Below are 22,334 nucleotides of genomic sequence, written 5' to 3'. Positions count from 1 at the left end.
GAGAGCTATCGTGGATTTTTTATTCCAACGTTTTCCTTTTCATAGCTAGCATGACTTTCTGTTCTCTGATTAGTTTAAATGTACAAAATAAGAGCATTCGCTCATTTTTAGTTTATTTTAATATCTTTTCGTCTATCGGTTATGCAATTGGCACCTTAAATATGCTCCCATCAGCAAGATTATATCCGAGTTCTATTGCATTACTAGTTTATGCCCTTTCAATTTTAATTCTTTCAAGCCGAATGCATCTTAATATAGTAAACAATATGAATAAAAAGCTATATGATCAATGGAAGTTTTTATATCAAGTCATTGATTTGAACCCGAATTATATTTATGCTCAAGATGAAAATGGACGTTACCTTCTTATGAATCAATCGTATGCCCAATTAATGGGCAAGGATATTCGCGATATGATTGGAAAAACCGATGATGATATAAATAAAGATTCAATAAAAGAGACACCATTTGCCCATCAAGAAATTGATAGTCATAAGTTGGGGAAGTTTTCCATAATTGAAGAATCCATTACGGCTGCAACTGGCGAAGAGAGATGGGTACAAACGGTAAAAGTACCGATTCATATAAATGAAAGTTCCGCATTACTTGCAGTATCAACAGATATTACGGAACGAAAGCAATATGAAGATGAAATTAAATTTCAAGCGAATCATGATGCACTAACAGGTTTGCCGAATCGTAGAATGTTTAATGAAGATTTAACGAACCTTTTGAAAAAAGCAAAAATAAATGGAAGTGAAATTGCCATCGTGTTTCTTGATTTGGATCGTTTCAAATATATTAACGATACACTTGGCCATAATTTCGGAGATTGCTTATTAATAGAAGTATCAAGACGTATCGAAAGGTTATTAAAGCAAAGTTATCAATCCGCACAAGTTTATCGACTAGGTGGAGATGAATTCACTATTTTGCTCCCCCGCTCCACATCAAAAGATTGTGAAGGATTAGCGAAAAGATTATTGAAGCTATTTGTTGAAGGGTTTTTAATAGACAATAATGAGTATTTTATTACTCCAAGTATTGGCATAAGTATTTATCCAAAGGATGGCGATGATGCGAATACATTAATCAAAAATGCAGATACCGCTATGTACTATGTAAAAGAAAGAGAAAAAAATAACTACCAATTATTCACATCTGAAATGCAGCATCACTTCTATCGGAAAATGATGATTGAAAAACATTTAAGAACTGCTTTAGAAAATGATGAGTTTGAACTTTACTATCAGCCAATCCTAGATTTGAAAACAAATAAACTAATAGGGATGGAATCTCTAATTAGATGGAATAACCACATATTAGGACAAGTTAGACCTGATGAGTTTATTTCAATAGCCGAAGAAACGGGAATGATTATCCCAATAGGCCAATGGATATTGAAAACCGCTGTTAAACAAAGCGTTAGTTGGCAAAAGGAAGGAACGGAACCTTTCCGAATAAGCATTAATGTATCTGTGAAACAATTACTTGATCCAATGTTTGTAGAACATGTGAAAACAATAATCGAAAACGCTAACATTGATCCTTCTAATATTATTTTAGAAATAACCGAAAGTATTGCAATGTATGCTGAATCGATGATTGAAAAGTTAAATCGATTAAAGGCGCTCGGTATAAGCCTTTCAATGGATGACTTTGGAACAGGTTATTCATCCCTTAGTTATTTGAATAAATATCCACTAGATTCATTAAAAATCGATAAATCCTTTGTAATGGGCATGCACCGGGACGACGAAAACAAAGCCATTGTCAAAACAATTATAGCTATTGCTAAACAGCTTGATTTGAAAGTGATAGCAGAAGGTGTTGAAGGATTTGAAGAATGGCACTTTTTAAAGGAAATTGATTGTGATTATGCCCAAGGCTATTACTTCAGTCGCCCACTCCCTGCCGATGATTTCAAGGAAAACTGGCTTAAAGAATTAAACTAATCCAACAGTCTAATTATATTTAATCTACACCTCTGTACAGTCTCGTACAGAGGTTTTTCATGAAGCGCCATCCCTCTTTCTAAACAACTAAAATTAATTTTCTGAAAAATCCATATATTGTGTTAATATAAAACTATCTTAATAGATTGGAGAGTTGTTATGGTGAAGTTTGATAAACCGGATGTGGAACAATTTTTTCAAACATTAACAGTTGCGGATTTTACCGTGAGTCCCGACGAAAAACAGCTAGTCATCAGTACGAACTTAAACGGTCATTTTAATCTTTGGGGAATGGATTTACCTAATCAGTTTCCTTACCCACTTACATTTAATAACCAAAGTGTCGATGGCCTTACTTATGCTAAAACAGGTGAATTTATCGTCGTAGGTTTTGACCATGATGGAGATGAAAATACACAAATTTATGCCCTTCCTCCCCAAGGAGGTAAACTTGTACCATTACGTATTCATAAAGGGGAACGCCACTTAGTCTCCCGTATATCGGATGATGGTAAACGGCTATATTACGCAACTACTTATGGAAATTCTACTTATCTTAATAACTATGTCTATGATTTGGAAAGTGGTGAGGAGAAACTATTAGTCGAAGGACAAGAAGCTCCTACCTATTTAATAGCTGTTAGTCCAGAAGAAAAATCCTTTGTTTCCTTTAAACAGTTTGGGAATACTCACTCTTTAGCCTACGTTCATCTAAATAATGAAAAATTTTTAATGACGCCTGAGACTAAAGATCAACATACAGTGAATGAAGTAGTTTACACTTCGGAATCGGATATTTATTTTTTAACAAACTATGATTCCGACTTAACTTACCTTGCGAAATTTGATTTAGAAGCGAAAACATTTGAGAAAATATTACAATTAGAAAAAGAAGATTTTACTAACTTAGTATTTTCTAAGAAAGATCAAATACTTTATATAATTGGCTCTTATGGTGTAGAAGATCGATTATATGCATATGATTTAAAAAGTAAAAAGCTAGAGACTATTAACTCTCCAACAAGTATTATTGAAAAATTAATTGTTATGCCAAGTGGTAATCTATATATCAAAGGTAGAACTTCTACAAGACCAAACAATATTTTTGTTTCTAAGGATCGAAGCACCACTTGGGAAGAGTTAACTCGTTACCGTATACCTGGTGTTCGTGATGAAGAATTAGTTGAACCTGCAGTTTTAACTTATCCTTCCTTCGATGGATTGGAAATTGAAGCATTATTCTTTAAAGCGAAAGAGGAAAACTCGAATGGGTACGTCATTTTATGGCCCCATGGTGGTCCCCAATCGTTAGAAAGAAAATGGTTCCGTGCAATGTTCCAAGTTTTGTTAAACCGAGGCTATTCCATCTTCGCACCAAACTTCCGTGGTTCTTCGAATTACGGCTTAAAGTTCGAAAAAATGGTAGAAGGCGACTGGGGCCATGGACCACGCCTTGATAATTTAGAAGGGATAGAATGGATGATTCAAAACGGCTATGCCGATAGAGAGAAAATTCTTTTATTAGGTGGTAGTTATGGCGGCTACATGGCACTTTTACTTCATGGACGTCATGCAGATTACTTCAAAGCGGTTGTTGATCTTTTCGGCCCAAGTAATCTTTTCTCCTTTATCGAATCTGTACCTGATTTTTGGAAACCATTTATGGATCAATGGGTAGGACATCCAGAAAAAGATAAAGAAAGACTGACGAAGGATTCCCCTATCTCCTATTTAGATGGCATGACAAAACCGATGTTAGTTATCCAAGGAGCAAATGATCCTCGTGTAGTACAAAAGGAATCTGACCAAATTGTAGCTGCATTAAAGGAAAAGGGACGTGAAGTGGAATACATCGTTTTAGAAGATGAAGGACACGGCTTTTCCAAAAAACAAAATGAAATAATGGTTTATCGCAAAATGCTCGAATTCTTTGAACGTTATGCGGATTAATCGCAAGAAGCGCCTCATTTTTATAATAATGAGGCGTTTCTTTAATTTAGCCTTAACATCGAATGATTTTTTGACAGGTTGTGAATAATAGTGAGGAGATTTTTATTACAAAATTCCAACTAGGAGGTTATTACTTATGAACGCTCAAAGGGCACAAGAAATTTCAGAATCACCAGTTATTGCAAATGTATTATATAACGGTATGAAAGTGTATATACAACACGTTAATGAAGATAACGAAACTGCTCGAATTTATCCGTTAGACGATCCTCAAAAGGAACAGGAAGTGCCTTTAAACCAATTAATCGAACAATAATATAAAAAGAGAGAATCAGTAAAATTAAGGATTCTCTCTTTTTACATAGCTTTTTATTCTAAAGTCCATTTTTCAATACAATATACTTTCTTTTCCGTTGCATTTAGTCTCACCTTTTTACCAATGGCGATTGGGTGCATCGGGTGGGTATGACAAATATCAAAGTCTGCTAACACTGGAATTTGATGACCATCCAATTGTTCTAATAAAAGATCATAAGGTTTCTTCCCTGTCCCTAAATCTTCATATTGTTCATGTTTGCCTAGAATAATGCCCCCTACTCGATCAAAAACTCCATGAAGTTTTAACATGGCAAAGTTTTTCTCCACAATGGATGCATTTTTCATACAATCTTCAATAAGCAAAATATCCCCATGTTTTATTTCCGGAAAATACGGCGTGCCAATAAATCCATACATTGCATTAACATTTCCACCAATTAATCTTCCTTCAACGTTGCCTGGAATAACGGTTTTCCATTCATTTGGATACAATGTTTTTTCCGTCGTTTTTTCTAACCAGTTGACCGGTTCATCGGACCAAAATGTTGGTAGTGGAATTTCATAAGGAGGATTATTTTCAGCCATAAAATATTGTTCAAAATAATGATATGTATCATTTACTAACGGTTCAAATTCCCCAAAGGATGGAATTAATGCCGGTCCATAATAAGTTGGGATACCTGTTTTTGAATATAAAGCTAATAATATAGCCGTTGCATCGGAATACCCTAGGATATATTTAGGGTGGCTCCTGAATGCTTCGTAATCGATATACGGAAGCATACTATTAGAATTGGTCCCCCCTATCGTCGACATGACCATTTTTATTTCTGGATTACGTAACAATTCATTTAACTCGTCTGCCCGTTCCTTAGGCGTTCCTGAACGGTAATAGTCGATTTGGCCCGTTAACTTCCCTTCCACTAGTTCAAAACCCTTTGATTGTAAAAAGGCTTTTGCCCGTTCAAATCGTTCCCGAGCTGTTACCGTTGCTGGAGATGAAGGGGTAAAAATGCCGATCTTGTCACCTTTTTTTAAAACCATTTATACCGACCCCTTATTTCTTATGAATTATTTGATAGATGACAGAAACATTGTAACGTGTGGTCATTTACCATCCCTACCGCTTGCATATAGGAATAACAAATTGTACTGCCAACAAATTTAAAGCCGTCCTTTTTCAATTTTTTACTCATGGCATCACTAATTTCCGTTGTAACAGGGACTTCCTTTACGGAGGCCCAATGATTAATGATTGGTTGGTGATTGACAAAGCTCCATATGTATTTTGCAAAGGATCCGTATTGTTCTTGAATTTTTAAGAAGGCTTTTGCATTCGTTACAACACTTTGTATTTTCAATTTGTTTCGTACAATACCGGGATTTTCTTTTAACTCCTGCAATTTTTCTTCTGTATAGCGGACAATTTTTTCTGCATCGAAATTGTCAAAGGCTACTCGGTAGTTTTCCCGTTTTTGTAAAATAGTCCACCAACTAAGACCGGCTTGAGCTCCTTCTAGACATAGCATTTCAAACAGTTTTTGATCATCATAAACAGGGACTCCCCATTCGTTATCGTGGTATTGTATATATAAAGGTTCTTTTGTAACCCAATGGCATCGATTTGTCATAATAACTCCTTCTTTATTTAACTTTTGGTTTAGGTACTCTTACTAATAAAATTATTGCGATTATTGTCATCACAATAACAAATATACCATTCCCAACATTTGCTTCTCCAAAAATCATGTATAACAACCGGTCAAATGTTGGTATCCCTAACCATTGGAAAATAATTGGTATAATAATTATTCCGACTAAAATCCCCGAAACAAAGTACCAAATATGCTTTTTCTCCACTAATATCTCCCCATTCCACAATGTGTTAATTATTCTAAATAATCTTCAATTAAATTGGAATTTAAATATCTTGCCATGCCTGTTTCCATTTTCTTAAAGCCTAGTTTCCTATAAAAACCTTCGTTCCTTTTTGTAGAAATAAGGTGAACACATGAAACCTGTTTTAATTGATTTAGTAAACTTTCTATTATGCGCTTCGCAATCCCATTTCTTTGAAATTTAGGATGTACGACCACATCATAAATAGCAGCGTTGAAGACATGGTCTGTTATAGCTCGGCTAAAACCTACTACTTCCCCCTTCACAGTAGCAAAAACATAAACATTACTTGCTTCAAATACTTGTTCAATAATTGCTTCTGTATGTTTCTCCCACCCAACAGCCTTATAAATTACCTCCAATTGATTAAGGGAAACTTTACTAAAATCATGATGAATCTCGATCAAATTCAATTTCACCTCACAAATTTAAAGAGAAGAGAACCACTTACTCGTTGTTAATCATTCGTTCTAGTAATGAAATAATTTGTTTGTTTTGTTCGACTTGAATATCGCTGTTTACTTTTATGATACGAATCCATCGAATAAGAAACGCAACAATAATAATAGGTAATACTGTAATGACCGCAGCAATAAATTCTCCCATTCCCATCACCTCTAACCTTTCTTATAAATTCGTTTATCGTTGTAAGGGCATAAAGGCAGAAGGATTTAATTCAACACTTTCAATGACTATGGCCGTTAACCCATGCACTGTTTTTGTTTCATGCCATTCATCCTGTTCCCAAAACACGGCATCACCAGCTTGAACTTTTATATATCCTTCTTTGTCATTGCGTACATATCCTTCACCATTTACGACTAATAGAAGTTGAGGAACGATAGCTTGATGGTAACCAATTACCCCATTTCCCTCTAAGTACATACAACCGATGTGGGTTTCCATATCCGTCTGAAGTACACGGGACATAATAAATTGGGATTGAAATTGGGTAATGCTTTTCCCGCAATGTTTACTAAAATCATAAAACTGCAAACGATTACCTCCCAAAAACTAGACTATACATCACATATTCCAAATCTTTACCCGATAATCCTCTTTATTGAAAAAAATTTATTGAACGAATTACCGAAATTTCAGTCTTTTGTCTAACGTAAACTTTTTTAATTTGTATTAGTATTCATAACAAATACCGCTTAGGAGACTATTTTATGAAAATAAATAAAACGATATTATACATTCATAACCTTGAACAAATGATAAATTTCTATGGGGAAAAGTTAGGTTTTCCTATATTAGAAAAATCACCAAAAGGGTTTCAAATAGCTGTAGGTAACAGTATTCTTGCCTTTGAATTGATTTCACCAACGATATACAAACAAAAGCAATCTTTTTGACCTTGCGAAGGGTTGGATTCAAAAATACACACCGTTATTAACCAATCAAGGGGAGGATGAAGTTTTCTTTCAAAACATTAATGCTCACTCCCTTTACTTTTATGATCCTGAAGAAAATGTGGTGGAATTCATTGCCCGTCACGATATCAATCCTAAAGTGGAAGTTGACACATTTTCTGTACACACAATCATTGATATTGGCGAAATGAACCTAACAACTGATGATTTAATGTATGTCGGTAAACAGTTAATAACAATCGGCATTCCCGTTCGAAACAATGAAAAACTCGATGAAACATCCCTTAATTTTATGGGAGAAGCAGATGATGGTGTCCATCTTTTACTAGGACCTAGTAAGAGGAACTGGTTTTTCTCCACCAAAGATGCAATTGTTAGCCCAATCGTTATAGAGATAAATGACAACATTAAATTAGGCATTGATATTAACGGTCATTTTAAATGGGAGAAAATATAGTAAATAAAGAAAGAAAGAGCATTTCCCCTTTGGCGAAATGCTCTTCTTACATATATGAACTATTAATTTTGTATCGTTTCTTCAACTCTCTTCATGACTTCTTCGACGGATAATTCTAGACTAATTGCTAATTCTTCGTAAAAAATCGGTGAAACTTGTTTCAAAATTTGCGTATCGTGATTTGTTAGTTTTTTATTATCTTGTTCTAACTCGTTTTTCTTTCTCAAAATGGTATTCATCATTTGGGCAATCTGTACATGATCCTTTGACTCTAGTATATTTTGATAATGTTGAGACCGATCGACCATACGCTCTTGCCAAACATCAGGAGGATTTTTAAATATTTCTAAAATACCCTCTGCTTCCTTTTTAGAAGTAATGGGTGCTAATTTTGAATCTTCCGTTTCAACTGGATGATATAATTTTATGGATGCATCATGATAAGAATGTAAGACGTAGTAATGCTTTTGTTGCCCAGAAAAGGATAATTCCTGAATATCTTGAATCACACAAACACCATGAGCACCATAAAAGACTTTATCACCGATTGTAAACATTACATTACCTCCCATTAAATACCTTTTGAATTAAAATAAACATCCTACTAGCAAAGGATCCTCGTATCATTTAGTTGATACATATCAATATATGCTTTCACTAAGCTGTACTTGCCTTTTTTACAAATAAAGAACAAAAATTCACCATTACAAAACCGCGCATAACCTACACTGTTGGGCTATTCGTGAAATAAAAAAGGAACTAGAGAATCATTTCTTCTCTAGTTCTGCGTAGTTCGTTCATTTTTCTTTTTCACCGTTATTAATGGGGCGATTACTTTCCAAATCCATTTATTAGATAAGACACAAACGATTATAAACGCTATACCAAATAATAGGATATAGTTCCCCGTTTCCTTAATCCATTCATAAGCCACTGTTGATTCAAAGGCTCTTATAATAAATAAATGTAATAAATATACACATAGTGTTTTTGCACCTACATTTGTGTACCAACGCTTATTTTCAGGTACTAAAGATAAGAAAATATAAGTCGCCACAAACATGAATACATATACGAGTAAGCGGCTTAACGCACCTATTTCTAGAATTGAAAATTCGATTTCCTCATAAGGAATTCGTCCAAATAGCCATTCTTGCCAACGAACATCTCCGTAAAGATGGATGACGATAACAAGCACTAGCCCTAAAATACTCGCAATGGATACATTCCATTTATTTTTCATCTTCACGAAATTTTCACGACTCATGTAATACCCCATTAAAAAGAACGGGAAGAAGAAAAATATTCTTGCCAATGACAGCCATTCATTTACTTCACTAATATAGCCGACAGATAATGATAAAACTACTGACATTACTACCATAATCCAATGACGGCCAAATATCGTTAACATCAATTTCCACATGACCATACTCAATAAAAACCATAAAGCATAACGCGGTTCAAAAAAATCATAGGTAACATCGTCACCAAAGATGTTTTTATAATAAAATGTATAGGCTATTTGAAAAATGATGTAGGGTAGCACTAACGTTTTCCCTATTTTTTTCAAATCATTTTTACTTTTGATCGTTCGAGAAAAGTGCCCTGATATTAATATAAATGCCGGCATATGGAATAAGTAAATGACCAAATATAAAGTATCGAGATACTCGTTCTCTTGTAGATAACCAGACATTAAATGTCCTAATACCACTAAATAAATAAGTAAGGCTTTTGCGTTATCAAAATATGCACTTCTGTTCATTTTTATCCCTTCTTTTCCTTTCAGATTACTATTCTAACATAGAATCATAGTCTTCCAGATTTCCAATTTCTTCACCGGGATGAAAAATAGCCCGTTTAAAAATTAATTGATTTCTTATATAAACGTTTAATTATTCTATATGAATGCGCTTTATTCATAAAAAATGAAATTTACCCCATTTTCAAAATTTCTGAAGGGTGTCTTTTATCTTACCGAGTGCTATTTTTTTACAATAATTCATTTCATTTTAATCCCACTTCCAAAATTCCCCTCCGCAAAAAAGGGGCAATTATCAAATAGGATAATTGCCCCTTCATTCGTTACTACCACGTTTCATTTAGTTTATTGGCATAAAACCGAATTGCTTTTTCATAGTTTAATAGATCTTCATCCGTCGTTGTGTTAACTAAACAAAGAAGCAATACTTCCATAGCTTGCTGATATTCTTCTAGATTATATAAAGTCATTGAGTAGAAGACTTTTATTGCGTGATTGTTTGGGAATAATTTTAATCCTTTTTGAAAGGTTTCTTTTGATTTTTCATATTCTCCAATTGTTCGATATGTACTGCCTAACCCTATAAGGGCACCTTCCAATTCTTTTTTTGGTAAGCCTAATTTAATTGCTTTTTCATAATAGGGAACGGCTCTTGTTTCCTCTCCTAATACATCGAAACTCCACGCACATTGATAGTTAAGAGAAGCATGGTTAGGAAAGTTTTGTACAAGATCAATCAATATGTTATTCGATTCTTTAAGCTTTCCTTTTCCCCTTAAATCTAATGCTTTTTCTAATATTTGTTCCATTTTTCATCACCACCTTTTTCTCCACATTTCCCCAGTATTGTTTCATTCATTTAACAGAATTGCATCTAAACTTTCCCATCGATAAATTAACAATTCAAGTTCTTTCCCACCAATTTTGATCGTTTCTGATTTGAAAAGTTCAGCACCAAACGCTTCGTAAAAGTAGCGGGTTTTATTGTCTTCTAAAACTTCCACAAACACTGTGTCATAACCTAACTCTTGAAATTGCAAGAACAGTTGCTTCATTAACTTCTTCCCAATCCCTTGACCTTGGTATTCTTCTAAAAGATAGATAGACGTTAAATCCCCTGAATTTGGAATTAGGTTTTCTTTTCTTTTACTACAATCAGCAAACCCTACAATTTCTCCCGTTGGACTTTCAGCAACGAACACGTAATTTCCCGTTTGCGCAATATTTCGTTTCCACAATTCCGTTCTTTGCTCGTATGACAGTTTTGCTAAGAAACTATCCGGTATAATATTTTTATAAGTCGTTCTCCAAGAATCGACGTGTACTCTTGCAATTCCTTCTGCATCAGATATTGTTGCCCTTCGAATGTTCATTCTATCCTCCCCTTCATCTTCCTATATTTGTTAATGAATAGTATTCAATAAAAAAAGCATTTATCCTTCAACGGACGAACGCTTCATTTATTTCCTTATAAAGTTTTAATAATAGTGAATGTTTAATCATCTAAATCATTACTGAAAAAGGATTTTTGTTCTTCTTTCATTCCATGCTTTTTTTCTAAATACCGGCCAATAACGGAACTATCAATTCCTTTTCGAACAGCCGTTTCAATGATGATATAAAATATAATTAAACTAACGATGTATAAAATAATCGAGATAAAAATATTCACAAAGTTTCTTCCTTCCACAGACGTTTTAATTTCATTTTATATCGTTCAAGATTTTAATTTATAAAGTTTATTAAAACTTTCTCTATTTCATGAGAAAATTCTTCTTTTTTCCATAGCATAACCGCCTTATGCTCTCCAAACTTTTCGATTAAAAATTGAAGAATAGAGTAACCAATAAAATAAGCTAGACGAGTATAGCCGAAACGACTACCACCATTTATGGAAAACCATTCCATATATACCTCTTTTGATGATAAATGTTTTACATCCAATTGAAAAGCTTTAATAATTTCCTTTTTGTTGTTATTCGCAAATTGTAGCCACCCTTCCCTATCCTCTTCATATAGAAAATAAATTTCTTCATTTACATCTACAATTTGCTTAGAAAAGTAAGTTGCACAACCTTCTTGTAATAGCCATGTATAAGGATGTTCCCATTGCATATTAGCCCAATTTACCCCTGCTTGTTCTGAAAGAATATTGTGTAGAACGTGACCAAATTCGTGGGCAATGATTACCTTTAAATGGTGCTCTTTCGATGACAATTTTTCTAAACAGAAAGTGATGTCGGGGATGATTTGACGATGGGTAAAGGCATTCGATCCATGCAACCCTATAATTATATGGATATTTATATTAAATTCCACATCGTATTTCCTTTTGTATAAAGTGACAATTTGAGAGATTATTTGTTCAACTACCTCGTTGGACTTTCGAATATCATCCATCTTAGCAGGATACTTTAGAAGCGACAGCTCGATTCTTTTTTCAAAGTTATTTTTAATATGAGATTGAAAGTATTCGGTAAAATGGAAAGAACAATCTCTTAAAAAACAAGAGATTGTTCTTGAAAGCGATCCGAAGAATTTATTCTTTACACTAATGTCGATTCGGCTACTTTTGATGCAAATGGCGGTTTCACTTCCTCTGGGATTCCTGGAACGTATTTTTTCCCTCCCGTTTCCACAAAGAATTCTTGTCTCGCTTGGTCAATCAGTTCTTGATTTGTAAGCAAATCATATAGCGAAAGGGCCATTGTTTTAGCTGCTAAATGCATTCCTTTATAACCTATAGAAGAACCGTAGACAGCAGTTGCCTGCCAAGAATGGGCTTGTACGCCAACCGGTGCACAGGTCGTCATAACCTGTCCAACTGGCGTAATCCAGCTAACATCCCCAACATCGGTTGAACCTCCGATTGAAACACCCTTTAAATTTTTATAGTAGTCAAAGCTAGTTGGTAAAATGTCTTCAATATAAGTACCAAATTGTTTCTTTGACGTTTCAACGATTTTTTCATCCACTGTATTGACCAACTCTTTAGCAAATTCCAATTCACTTTCAGTAAAGAGAGGAGCTCCCACTAGTTTCATATTTTGAAGCATTAATTCATTTAACACATCATTCGGAAGCGTTTCGTAAGCAAAGGCTAGTATTTCAGAACGGACTTCCGTTTCGGTCATCATAGCCGCCCCTTTAGCAATCTTCTCTATTCGTTCAAGCATTTCATCTACTTGTTCCTTTGTTGCTGCCCGCAAATAGTACCATACACTCGCTTGATCTGGAACAACATTTGGAGCCATCCCTCCATTTGTAATGACATAATGAATTCGTGAACCATCAAGCATATGCTCTCGCATATAGTTCGCTCCAACGTTCATTAATTCCACTGCATCTAACGCACTTCTACCAGCATGGGGTGCTCCGGCTGCATGGGCAGTAATGCCTTTAAAATGAAATTTCACTGAAACCATCGCCGTCATACTCATATTTACTACAAAGTTAGATGTGCCCGGATGCCATGTTAATGCGCAATCTAAATCATCAAACACCCCTTCTCGTGCCATAAACGTTTTCCCTGATAGCACTTCTTCTGCTGGACATCCATAATAACGAATCGTCCCCACTAATCCTTTGGCTTCCATAACTTCTTTCACTGCCATTACGGCCTCTACTCCCGCTGTTCCTAGTAAATTATGTCCACAGCCATGTCCGGGTCCATTTGCTACCACTTCCGTATGAACAGTACTTACCGTTTGTGATAACCCTGGTAATGCATCATATTCTCCTAAAATACCAATGATAGGATTACCAGAGCCATATTCTGCTACAAAAGCAGTGGAGGCACCGCCAATTTCCCTTGTAATCTTAAAACCTGCCTGTTCTAAAGTTAGCATTTGCAACTCACTTGCGTATTTTTCTTCATAGGCAATTTGGGGATTGTCCCAAATGTTTTGAGCCATTTCTGTAAAAACACTTTGATTATTTTTAATCCATTCTAAAATATTTTCTTTTGTCATTTTCAACAGCTCCTCTTTCTTTTTTATTTAATGAATATTGGAAATACGAAAACTATTAAAACAAACATAGAGATAAATTAAGCGACAGATTTTTTACGAGCTTTTACTTTTTCTAAATAAAGACAAATAGTAATGGTAATTGCAATACAGATAATTCCTCTGAAGAAAGGTATAATCGGGGTTAAATTTATAACGATGCCTGTTATGACAGCGATTAATCCATATAACGGGTTTTTAATAGCGAATTGAGCTAAAATACCTCCAAATATGGCCGGTACGACAAATTGAAAGGTAGCTTGTACAGATGAGGGTATAATCGAAATCAGGTAAGAGCCACTAGCAATAATTATGGCTATCACAACAATATTTACTAACGAAGCGGCTGCAATGGCTAATGCGGCTGTAATCTCTCCTTTTTTCGTTCCCGGCTCAGCTCCAATCGTATTTTGAGCGGCTGCAGCAGCGGGAAGACACATATTTGAAATATTGCCAGTTAAAAAGGCTAAGTAGGTACCTGAAACACCTAATGTTGGATAATAAGAAATTGGTTCAATTACCCATGCATATCCAACCATGGCTGCATAGGCTATAAATGCTGCAACAATCGGGCCCCATCCAGGGTGATAGCCGACAACAAATGAAAGGTAGAGCGGCAACAGAACACTTAAAATAATAACTGCCCACATTGTTAAGCGGCCCCAAAAATGAGATTTTTGATGGAATTGTTCCATCTCTAGACTTTCGACCTTTGGATTTGCGGCAATTTCCTCTGCTACTAAAGCTTTATTACTCATTTCCATCCACTTTCCCCCTACTTATATAATGAAGAATCCGACTGACAATGCTGCCAAAATTGAAAATCCTAATGACCATTCTTTTAACCAATTCAACTTAAACTTATTCGCAATAATCAGTAAAATGAACATGAACAAAGCTGCGGTAATAATAACAACAGCATTGGTAACTCCCTTCAATAACTCAGCACTTCCAAAGTTTCCAAAGACCCCCAGCATAGCAGCACTTGAAATAATTGCCATTAAGCTTCCTCGTTTACTTCCTTGTTGACTGGAGATTTTCTCCTGCATTTTACCTAAGGATTTCGTAAAGAAAACTGTTACTAATAACCATCCTAATCCACCTAAACACAATGTCCAAACGATTGTAGTATAGGCTTGTTCATTAAAACCATCAGAGCCAAGTTCTGTACCAAAGGCAGTAGCAGCTAAATTAGCACCCGCTGATTCAGTAGCTGAAGATCCAATGACAACAGACCTCATGAAAGTCACTGGGTTTCCGAGAAATGTCATTAAAGAAATGGCAATAATTAAGCTGGCCATCGCTGGACCGATTGCATTAATCGCCCCTACTTTAAGTGCGCTCTGGACTTCCTGCTTAGTCATTCCAACATTTTGACTTGTCCTAGTAGCAAGTCTTATAAATACAATCGCTTGAAAAATAACAATCCCTATAACAATTGCGGCAAATATCCAGACCGGATAGCTATTCGCTAATTGTAAAGCCTTTTCCACGTGACCCCTCCTTCATACTTAAACTTTTATAACCTTCTTCCTTTTGACCACATGTAATATCTCCTTTCATTATTTTGTATTTTAAGTTAACAGAATATTTTAAACATTGTAAAAATCGGAAATCCATGTTATATTTTCTAACAATACTAAAAGGTAATATAAAAATAATAGTAAAATTTTTATTTGGGGTGATTCTATGAAGTTAGTAAACAAGTTTAACCCTCTTCAACCTGAATGGAAAAAAAACATACAATCTTTGCAAATGTCGAAAACTTCTCCTCCATTTCAAAATTCCATAGCCTTTGTTTATCAGTTCAAAACGAAAGGAAATATTAACGAGAACATTCTTTTCCCGAGCATACCAAATGGTTGTATCGATCTCCTTTTTCATCTAGACGGCATACAGTCGCAATGTTTACTCGTTCCAAGTCCTAAAAAACGGACATTCCTTCCTTTCAGTGCATACTCTACATACTTTGGAATCCGTCTATTTCCTCTACAAAAATTATTTCCTTTCCAACTATCTTTAAAAGAGATTAATAGTGAAAAGGCTTTCTCGTTATTTGAAGTTGCCCCCTATCTACGCCCTCTTTATGAGTTACTTCTACAAAAGCATACTTTTATCGAACAAATGCAACTTCTTGAGTGTTACTTAAAACATCCTCGTAATTCACAACTTTATTCCACCATCGTTGCAAGTTGTATAAACAAAATCATCTTTCACCATGGTCATTTGCATGTGAAAGATTTAGAACAATTTACTGGCTACTCCGAACGATATTTACGTCTGTTGTTTCAAAAAGAGCTAGGCATTCCACCAAAAACATTCCTTCAACTTGTGAATTTTCAATATATAATCAACGACATTGTAAAAGGTGATTTTCATATAGAAAAACACCTAAATGAAAATCTCTATTATGATTCATCCCATTTCTATAAAACTTTTAAAAAGTTCACGAATATGACGCCAGGGGAGTATCGGAAAATATTAGTTGATGAGGTTTAAACTAAATGTGGAAATGTTAGTTGTTTACCTAAAAGTGAAAATCAAAAAAGCTCCAAAAAAAAATCAGACCTCTACTTATTGTAGAGATCTGATTGATCGTTCGTTTATGCAATTGGGAACCAACCTGGAACATTTAAAATTCGATGCCATAATGGATCTGGTACGACAAGTTGTTCTTGATTGTTTTTATCAATTTTCGTTACAATTTCATCTTCTCTTCCTTCGGCAACTTTTTGCACCCAATCTGGGTCAATAATCAGTTCTCTGCCTATAGCGATAAGAGGAACGCCTGTTTCAAAGGCTTTTCGTGCATCTTCTGCAGTATGAATCGAACCTACACCAATTAAAGGAACTCGATTATCGATTTTTTCAAGTAAATAATCGATACGCGTTTTCGTTAAATCTTCTACCCCTCTTCTTGGCGTTGAGAAGAATTCCGATAAAGAAACATGTAAATAATCAAGACCTTTATTAGCTAAAGCATCTACCAACGCTAATGTATCGGCCATTGTAATGCCTGGTGTTTCCGGTTCTTCTGGTGAAAAACGATAACCAACGATAAACGGTGACGTTGCATGTTTTTCCACTACACTTTTCACCTTATCCACAATCGCTAATGGAAATGTCATACGTTTTTCTAAACTGCCTCCAAAGCGGTCTTCTCGACGATTACTATGGGGTGAGAAGAATTGTTGAATTAAATAGCCGTTTGCTCCGTGAATTTCTACACCATCAAATCCAGCTTCAATCGCTCGACGTGTTGTTTCACCAAAGGCTTCAATAATTTCTTCGATTTCCGTTTCTGTTAAAGCTCTTGGTGAAATGGCTCCTGGCTGTTCAGCTGGCACATCGCTAGCACTAACAATCTCTCCATTCGGTACTAATTCTGGAGGGCATAATCGACCACCATGGAAAATTTGTAATACCGCCTTTGCTCCTTCTGCTTTAATCGCTGAAGCAAGTTGTTTGAAACTCGGAATCATTTCATCTCGATCGCCAGCAAATTCACCGTCAAATCCTTTTCCATTCGGTGTGACATATGTACAAGCAGTAATAACCATACCAACACCATTTGAACGACGAACATAGTAGTTAACCTCTGCTTCGGATACAGTTCCATCCGGATTTGCTGAGTAATTCGTCATTGGTGCCATGACGATACGATTTTTTAATTCCACACCATTAGGTAAAGTATAAGACGTAAATAAATCTTGGTACTTACTATTCATAGTAATGTTCCTCCCATAAACTATATTTTATAAAAGCTATCTAAGCTTCATAAGCATGATAAAAAATTATATATTATCGACTTTTAACAAACAAATTAACTGCCTCTTGAACGGAGTCTTGCAATTTTTCTTCGTCACCATTAGCTTGCTGGATACAATCCATTAAGTTATAGCTTACGATTAAACCAATTGTGCGATCCACCCCAGAACGTACTGCTGAAAGTTGTGTAATGATTTCCTTACAATCTTTCCCCTCTTCCATCATTTTCAAAACGCCCCGAAGTTGCCCTTCAATCCGCTTTACCCGATTTTTCAATTTATCTTCGTAGGAATTCAACTGTATCCCTCCCTCTAATGATAACTTTTAGCCACATGGTATACCCCGATAGGTACTTTGTCAAATAAATCCACTTATTCATATATGAATACTTCTATTCCTTTTTTGTCCCAACGAAATCTATTCTTAACACGAATAAAAAGCGTTAATCCTTTTTTCAAAGATTAACGCTTAAGTCATCATGATTATTTTTTGCTAACAACCGCCATCGTACAACGAGACACACAAATTAGTTTCTCATCTTCATCGACAATTTTAATGTCCCAAACCATCGTTGTCCGTCCTTTATGTAAAGGAGTTGCAATCGCCTTGACAACGCCGTCTTTTTTACTGCGGATATGGTTGGCATTGATCTCCATTCCAACAGGATTGTACTTTGTTAAATCAACATTTATAGCCGTAGCAATACTTGCAGCCGTTTCTGCTAAAGCAACGGATGCGCCTCCATGCAAAATCCCTGCAGGTTGTCTCGTTTTTGGCCCGACTGGCATTGTCATAACGACCCGATCTAATGATAATTCTTCATATTGAATATCAAGAGCTTCGATAAGCGTATTCAATGCTTGAGATTGAATTCGCTCCATATACGCATGTTCATCTTTCACACCATACAAATCCAACACTTCTTGAGAAACAATCATGTTCCAACCTCCTAAATTAATTTTACAAGGATTCTTCCTCTTGCTTGAGCTTTTAACAATGTTGGCAAGACTTCTGGAAGTTGGGCAAGAGATACTTCTTGTTGAATAAATTCTTCTAAACTCTCAGATTGGTAAACATTCGCTAAACGCTCCCACACTTTTAGACGTGTTTCCATATCACAATATACGGAATCAATCCCTAATAAATTCACACCTCGAAGAATGAATGGATAAACCGTAGTTGGAACATTTCCTCCTGCCGTTAAGCCACTAACTGCGACTGACCCACCGTATTGAATTTGGCTAAGTAACGCAGCTAATGGTTCTCCACCAACAGGGTCAACTGCGGCAGCCCATTTTTGTTTACCTAGCGCTCGAATTTTACCGTCAAATACTTCTTCCCGTGGAACAATAGAAGTAGCGCCGAGACTAGTTAAATAGTCTTGTTCAGATGCTTTCCCTGTACTTGCTTCTACTTCAAAGCCAAGTTTAGAAAGAATCGAAATGGCAAAACTACCAACACCACCAGTTGCTCCCGTCACTAACACTTTTCCTTTTTCAGGAGAAACACCGTTATCTTGTAGTCGCTGTACGGACAAGGCTGCCGTAAATCCTGCTGTACCGATAATCATTGCTTTTTTTAAAGTTAACCCATCTGGAAGAGGCACAACCCATTTAGCTGGAATACGGGCATATTCGCTATAACCTCCAAAATGGGATACCCCGATTTCATAGCTTGTCGCTATAACCTCGTCCCCTTCTTTAAAACGGGGATCTTCTGAAGAAACGACAACTCCTGCTAAATCAATTCCTGGTACAAACGGATAGTTTTTAACAATGTTCCCATTTGGGATTGAGGCTAGACTATCTTTATAGTTCACTCCAGAATAGTTAACTTGAATAAGCACTTCCCCTTCTGGTAAATCGTTTATTGTTAGTTTTTGAACATCTACAGTAAATTGTTCTTCTTGTTTATTTACGACAAGCGCATCAAATGTTTGCATATGTAAATACCCCTTTCAATACAACTTTTTTAGGCAAAGACTAAAAAATCATTTCATCTTAACAAATTCCACATTCAGTGGCAAGACTCCTTCTTAACGAACAGTTAAGCTAAGTTATGCTTCTATGGGAGATGAAATATCAAGCCTATTATTATATTATACTTTAAATTAACAAGGACTACCGTTAATCATGTTCTATTACTTTTATAGCCAGTTCAATTGGAAGTAGCACCTTTCTCAGAATAGGTATATTGATTTGGACTCTTTCTGCCGTTTTAAATTGCTCCATTATGTGCCTTTTTACGGCTGATACATATCGCTCAGGTAAAATCGGCTTGCCTGGAAGTATACTTGCATTTGGTGGTGCTCCGTATTTGGCAATTTCTTGTTGGGTTTGCATAGCAATCTCTGCAGCACTTATTTGTTTTGTCCAAGAGAGGGTATCTGTTACCTGGAACGTTTGATCTTCTTGTGATGTTACTCTCTCAATATCATTTGTAATTAGGTAATGCTTATATTCATATACCCATGTCGTTGTTCGATCTTGATAATACGTTTGCAGATAGTATCGTTCAAATTGCGTAGTATCTGCAAGTGTTGTTTCACCATAACTTACAGTTGGTGCTTCATATTTTGGAAACCATCCATCATATGTGTTGTCGCTTACTTGTACTACATTCGATTCATAATTCCGTACCCATTCCGGAATAAGCCTTCTGGATATAAGTTTTCCGCCACATGTCCTGTTGGATCCCAGTAGTTTACCGGATTGTTCATGACATAAGAATAACGGTTCAATGATTGGGTTTGCATCATATTACCAGGATACGTATCTTCCGACATGAAGCGACCTATGGATGGGTCGTACCAACGGGCATTCATGTTCACTAATCCGGTTTTCCCATCGTAAGACATTCCCGTAAAGCTATTGAAGTTATACGGTGTTGTCGTACCTGTATAAATTCCACCAAAGGCATCATATCGATACTCTTCAATCATATCTCCGTAACGATCTGTTACAGCGGAAACGTTACGTATACCATCATACTGATAGTATAACAAACCACCCGTTGTTTTTAGGTCCGGATTATGGGATGGATTAGATAACCCGTGCATCCCAAACATTTTTCGGGAAACCGTTTGATTGTCTGGTCCTTGATAGTACTCAGCATAAGGAGAACCACTTTCACTGTATTCTTTATGAAGAACGTTTGATAATCCTTCATATAAATAGGTCGTTTCCTTATGATAAATGTGGTCCATACTGTTTTGACCATTTTCTTCTAACCATTTTTTATATAACCCAAGTTTTTTTCCTTGCCCCGGGTTATTAAATGGACCATTTCCATTACCTGGATTACCTAGATTGCAATTGTTACTATTTTTATTGTTGTTTTTGTTCGCATTTTCGTTTCGTTTTTCTTCGCCTTTTCCGTTATTACCTTTGTTGTTATTGCTAGCTACTTTGTTCCCATCATAATCTTTCCATGACATTTCCTCACGGTATATTTGACGACCTAGTCCATCATAGGAATAGCTAGTATAACTTTCATCTTCAAATTCGGCTAAAGTTAGTTGATTTGCACCATTGTACGTATATTGAACAGTTTTTCCTTCCGATGTTTTGGATATTACATTGCCGTTATCATCATATTGATAATCGGTATTACCATCAGAAAGAAGTTGATTCATCACGTTGTACGTATAATAGATCGTTCCTTGGTCATTTTTCATACTTAATCGATTGCCTGCTGCATCGTACGTATATTGAACGTTGTTTTGAGCAGGTATTACTTGTAAGGGTATCTCCGTTTTCAGTTGTTTCATAATGCCCTTTATCAAGCTCGTAGTTTGTCATTTTATCGTTATCATATTCTGTGATATAAGCTTCTGGGTCATCTTTAATAAATTCATAGCTTTGCGTACTTCCATCTAAACGTGACTCTCCGATCGAAAACTCCGTGTACATTTGTAATCGAGAGTCTAATTGGATGTTCCAACCTTTTCCAAAATAGCCTAATTCACTATCGTTGCTTGAATAGTTCCTTGTAAGATTTAAGGAAAGGGTTACTTGAGGGACATTTATATCTACTTCTTCCAGTTCTAGATACCCATTTTCAACATTTACTGGTGGTTCTTCCTTTGTTTCCGCAGAAATAGGTTCTTCGGATATAGCTCTTGGTTGTGACGGGTTGAGATTTGAATTTTCAGTTAAATTTCCCGACACTAAGTTTGGAAGCCCTTGCGTAACACTATTCGCTTCACTATTATTTCCTATTGTTTGATTGGACGTGGCGCTTGTCAATGTATTGGCCATAGTATCATTAGTCGTATTTTGTTCAGAGACTAAATCTAGCAAACTATTCGGATTTGTGAATAACTCATTGCTATTACGGCTATCATTTTTTTCCTTTGTCGGGAACACAAAATATGCTCCAACACTACTGAATGCGAGTAAAAAAGATAGTAAAACTAAAAAAGCCTTTTTTTCAAAAAAAATAAACCCCTTCCATTACTAAGCGAAAAAAGACAGTACAAAACAAGCTACCAGTAAGAGGAGTTTATCGATATTACGGTAACTCAGCCACCTTGATAGGATTTTTTACCCACTTTAGAACTGTAGCTTTGCGTCCCCACCTTTCGATAGGTTTGCCCCTTGCGCCTTAAAATTAAGTATTTTTTACTACAATGCTAAATTGACCAAAAGTAATAAACCTTTTTTCACAAAATTAGTAATATTTACTCATGTCTAATATAACTGATTTTAAACATTTTTTTACATATTTTGCGATGTAAAATTTTGAATTAGGAGTTTAATAGCAATAAATATCCGCCTGTAAAACAGGCGGTTTTAGTAACGCCCTATAAGGGCTCCTTACTAACTGCCCCTAAAGGGG

At 35.7% G+C, this 22,334-nt stretch carries 28 protein-coding genes and 1 riboswitch; of the genes, 6 read left to right on the top strand and 22 right to left on the bottom strand.

Features of this window, described 5'->3' with window-relative positions; genetic code table 11:
• Window positions 1-266: 266 nt before the first annotated feature.
• The 3 genes from ACH0B5_RS05320 to ACH0B5_RS05310 all read left to right on the top strand — a co-directional run bounded on the left by ACH0B5_RS05320 (window position 267) and on the right by ACH0B5_RS05310 (window position 4,221).
• Window positions 267-1,955, top strand: a complete 1,689-nt coding sequence (locus ACH0B5_RS05320; RefSeq protein ID WP_406927499.1) for an EAL domain-containing protein — start codon at window positions 267-269, stop codon at window positions 1,953-1,955.
• Window positions 1,956-2,114: 159 nt separating this feature from the next.
• On the top strand, window positions 2,115-3,905 hold the full coding sequence (locus ACH0B5_RS05315) for a S9 family peptidase (RefSeq protein ID WP_191706181.1): 1,791 nt from the start codon (window positions 2,115-2,117) through the stop codon (window positions 3,903-3,905).
• A gap of 136 nt (window positions 3,906-4,041) precedes the next feature.
• Window positions 4,042-4,221, top strand: a complete 180-nt coding sequence (locus ACH0B5_RS05310; protein ID WP_122970713.1) for a small acid-soluble spore protein H — start codon at window positions 4,042-4,044, stop codon at window positions 4,219-4,221.
• A 53-nt stretch (window positions 4,222-4,274) separates the two neighbouring features.
• Here ACH0B5_RS05310 and ACH0B5_RS05305 read toward each other — a convergent pair whose 3' ends face one another.
• The 6 genes from ACH0B5_RS05305 to ACH0B5_RS05280 are packed head-to-tail and all read right to left on the bottom strand — an operon-like array spanning window position 4,275 to window position 7,118.
• Window positions 4,275-5,267: a S66 family peptidase gene (locus ACH0B5_RS05305; RefSeq protein ID WP_122970714.1), complete on the bottom strand. Its 993-nt coding sequence runs from the start codon at window positions 5,265-5,267 to the stop codon at window positions 4,275-4,277.
• A gap of 20 nt (window positions 5,268-5,287) precedes the next feature.
• Entirely contained in the window at window positions 5,288-5,854 is a 567-nt protein-coding gene (locus ACH0B5_RS05300; protein WP_122970715.1) for a DNA-3-methyladenine glycosylase I, read from the bottom strand.
• A 13-nt stretch (window positions 5,855-5,867) separates the two neighbouring features.
• Window positions 5,868-6,083, bottom strand: coding sequence for a hypothetical protein (locus ACH0B5_RS05295; protein WP_122970716.1), 216 nt, complete (start codon window positions 6,081-6,083; stop codon window positions 5,868-5,870).
• Between the two features lie 29 nt (window positions 6,084-6,112).
• Complete coding sequence (locus tag ACH0B5_RS05290; RefSeq protein ID WP_122970717.1) at window positions 6,113-6,529, bottom strand: GNAT family N-acetyltransferase; 417 nt, start codon at window positions 6,527-6,529, stop codon at window positions 6,113-6,115.
• Window positions 6,530-6,569: 40 nt separating this feature from the next.
• A complete protein-coding gene (locus ACH0B5_RS05285; RefSeq protein WP_174232634.1) occupies window positions 6,570-6,728 on the bottom strand; it encodes a hypothetical protein in 159 nt (52 codons plus the stop codon).
• A gap of 33 nt (window positions 6,729-6,761) precedes the next feature.
• Window positions 6,762-7,118 carry a cupin domain-containing protein gene (locus ACH0B5_RS05280; protein WP_122970718.1) on the bottom strand — a complete coding sequence of 119 codons (357 nt, stop codon included), beginning with the start codon at window positions 7,116-7,118 and terminating at the stop codon, window positions 6,762-6,764.
• Window positions 7,119-7,294: 176 nt separating this feature from the next.
• Between ACH0B5_RS05280 and ACH0B5_RS05275 the strand changes: the two genes are divergently transcribed.
• Window positions 7,295-7,480: a VOC family protein gene (locus tag ACH0B5_RS05275; RefSeq protein WP_406927498.1), complete on the top strand. Its 186-nt coding sequence runs from the start codon at window positions 7,295-7,297 to the stop codon at window positions 7,478-7,480.
• 121 nt (window positions 7,481-7,601) lie between these two features.
• The gene (locus tag ACH0B5_RS05270; protein ID WP_406927497.1) at window positions 7,602-7,955 is read left to right on the top strand and encodes a hypothetical protein; all 354 of its coding nucleotides are present in this window, start codon (window positions 7,602-7,604) and stop codon (window positions 7,953-7,955) included.
• A 62-nt stretch (window positions 7,956-8,017) separates the two neighbouring features.
• On the opposite strand, the gene ACH0B5_RS05265 is transcribed toward ACH0B5_RS05270, so the two are convergent.
• From ACH0B5_RS05265 to ACH0B5_RS05225, 9 genes are all read right to left on the bottom strand, one after another.
• On the bottom strand, window positions 8,018-8,512 hold the full coding sequence (locus ACH0B5_RS05265) for a CarD family transcriptional regulator (RefSeq protein ID WP_158599661.1): 495 nt from the start codon (window positions 8,510-8,512) through the stop codon (window positions 8,018-8,020).
• 221 nt (window positions 8,513-8,733) lie between these two features.
• Window positions 8,734-9,723, bottom strand: a complete 990-nt coding sequence (locus tag ACH0B5_RS05260) for an acyltransferase family protein (protein ID WP_122970721.1) — start codon at window positions 9,721-9,723, stop codon at window positions 8,734-8,736.
• Window positions 9,724-10,046: 323 nt separating this feature from the next.
• Entirely contained in the window at window positions 10,047-10,529 is a 483-nt protein-coding gene (locus ACH0B5_RS05255) for a tetratricopeptide repeat protein (RefSeq protein ID WP_122970722.1), read from the bottom strand.
• 42 nt (window positions 10,530-10,571) lie between these two features.
• Window positions 10,572-11,093 (bottom strand): GNAT family N-acetyltransferase, encoded by a 522-nt coding sequence (locus tag ACH0B5_RS05250; RefSeq protein ID WP_191707874.1) that lies wholly within the window; start codon window positions 11,091-11,093, stop codon window positions 10,572-10,574.
• Between the two features lie 122 nt (window positions 11,094-11,215).
• On the bottom strand, window positions 11,216-11,392 hold the full coding sequence (locus ACH0B5_RS05245) for a hypothetical protein (protein WP_174232635.1): 177 nt from the start codon (window positions 11,390-11,392) through the stop codon (window positions 11,216-11,218).
• Window positions 11,393-11,445: 53 nt separating this feature from the next.
• Window positions 11,446-12,039 carry a DUF5700 domain-containing putative Zn-dependent protease gene (locus ACH0B5_RS05240; RefSeq protein WP_122970724.1) on the bottom strand — a complete coding sequence of 198 codons (594 nt, stop codon included), beginning with the start codon at window positions 12,037-12,039 and terminating at the stop codon, window positions 11,446-11,448.
• Window positions 12,040-12,266: 227 nt separating this feature from the next.
• Window positions 12,267-13,691, bottom strand: a complete 1,425-nt coding sequence (locus ACH0B5_RS05235; protein ID WP_122970725.1) for an amidohydrolase — start codon at window positions 13,689-13,691, stop codon at window positions 12,267-12,269.
• Window positions 13,692-13,768: 77 nt separating this feature from the next.
• Window positions 13,769-14,491 carry a small-conductance mechanosensitive channel gene (locus ACH0B5_RS05230; RefSeq protein ID WP_122970726.1) on the bottom strand — a complete coding sequence of 241 codons (723 nt, stop codon included), beginning with the start codon at window positions 14,489-14,491 and terminating at the stop codon, window positions 13,769-13,771.
• A gap of 15 nt (window positions 14,492-14,506) precedes the next feature.
• On the bottom strand, window positions 14,507-15,220 hold the full coding sequence (locus ACH0B5_RS05225) for a DUF5058 family protein (RefSeq protein WP_122970727.1): 714 nt from the start codon (window positions 15,218-15,220) through the stop codon (window positions 14,507-14,509).
• Between the two features lie 196 nt (window positions 15,221-15,416).
• Here ACH0B5_RS05225 and ACH0B5_RS05220 point away from each other — a divergent pair, with 196 nt between their 5' ends.
• Window positions 15,417-16,226, top strand: coding sequence for a helix-turn-helix transcriptional regulator (locus tag ACH0B5_RS05220; RefSeq protein WP_122970728.1), 810 nt, complete (start codon window positions 15,417-15,419; stop codon window positions 16,224-16,226).
• 104 nt (window positions 16,227-16,330) lie between these two features.
• On the opposite strand, the gene ACH0B5_RS05215 is transcribed toward ACH0B5_RS05220, so the two are convergent.
• The 7 genes from ACH0B5_RS05215 to ACH0B5_RS05185 form a co-directional block, all read right to left on the bottom strand.
• Window positions 16,331-17,455, bottom strand: a complete 1,125-nt coding sequence (locus tag ACH0B5_RS05215) for an NADH-dependent flavin oxidoreductase (RefSeq protein WP_122970729.1) — start codon at window positions 17,453-17,455, stop codon at window positions 16,331-16,333.
• A 73-nt stretch (window positions 17,456-17,528) separates the two neighbouring features.
• A complete protein-coding gene (locus ACH0B5_RS05210) occupies window positions 17,529-17,792 on the bottom strand; it encodes a metal-sensitive transcriptional regulator (protein ID WP_122970730.1) in 264 nt (87 codons plus the stop codon).
• Between the two features lie 185 nt (window positions 17,793-17,977).
• Window positions 17,978-18,376: a hotdog fold thioesterase gene (locus ACH0B5_RS05205; protein ID WP_122970793.1), complete on the bottom strand. Its 399-nt coding sequence runs from the start codon at window positions 18,374-18,376 to the stop codon at window positions 17,978-17,980.
• Window positions 18,377-18,444: 68 nt separating this feature from the next.
• Window positions 18,445-19,437: an NADPH:quinone oxidoreductase family protein gene (locus ACH0B5_RS05200; RefSeq protein WP_406927496.1), complete on the bottom strand. Its 993-nt coding sequence runs from the start codon at window positions 19,435-19,437 to the stop codon at window positions 18,445-18,447.
• Window positions 19,438-19,621: 184 nt separating this feature from the next.
• The gene (locus ACH0B5_RS05195; protein WP_122970732.1) at window positions 19,622-19,837 is read right to left on the bottom strand and encodes a hypothetical protein; all 216 of its coding nucleotides are present in this window, start codon (window positions 19,835-19,837) and stop codon (window positions 19,622-19,624) included.
• A gap of 272 nt (window positions 19,838-20,109) precedes the next feature.
• A complete protein-coding gene (locus ACH0B5_RS05190) occupies window positions 20,110-21,264 on the bottom strand; it encodes an RHS repeat-associated core domain-containing protein (protein WP_191707877.1) in 1,155 nt (384 codons plus the stop codon).
• Complete coding sequence (locus ACH0B5_RS05185) at window positions 21,161-21,862, bottom strand: DUF6531 domain-containing protein (RefSeq protein WP_341361729.1); 702 nt, start codon at window positions 21,860-21,862, stop codon at window positions 21,161-21,163. The genes ACH0B5_RS05190 and ACH0B5_RS05185 overlap by 104 nt, the downstream gene beginning before the upstream one ends.
• A 146-nt stretch (window positions 21,863-22,008) precedes the next feature.
• Window positions 22,009-22,101, bottom strand: a riboswitch (cyclic di-GMP riboswitch).
• Window positions 22,102-22,334: the final 233 nt, after the last annotated feature.

This window comes from Ureibacillus sp. 179-F W5.1 NHS (assembly GCF_045369345.1).
GTDB lineage: Bacteria > Bacillota > Bacilli > Bacillales_A > Planococcaceae > Ureibacillus > Ureibacillus halotolerans.
Note: the sequence above shows the minus strand (reverse complement) of the source record. Positions and strands in the feature narration are given on the sequence as shown.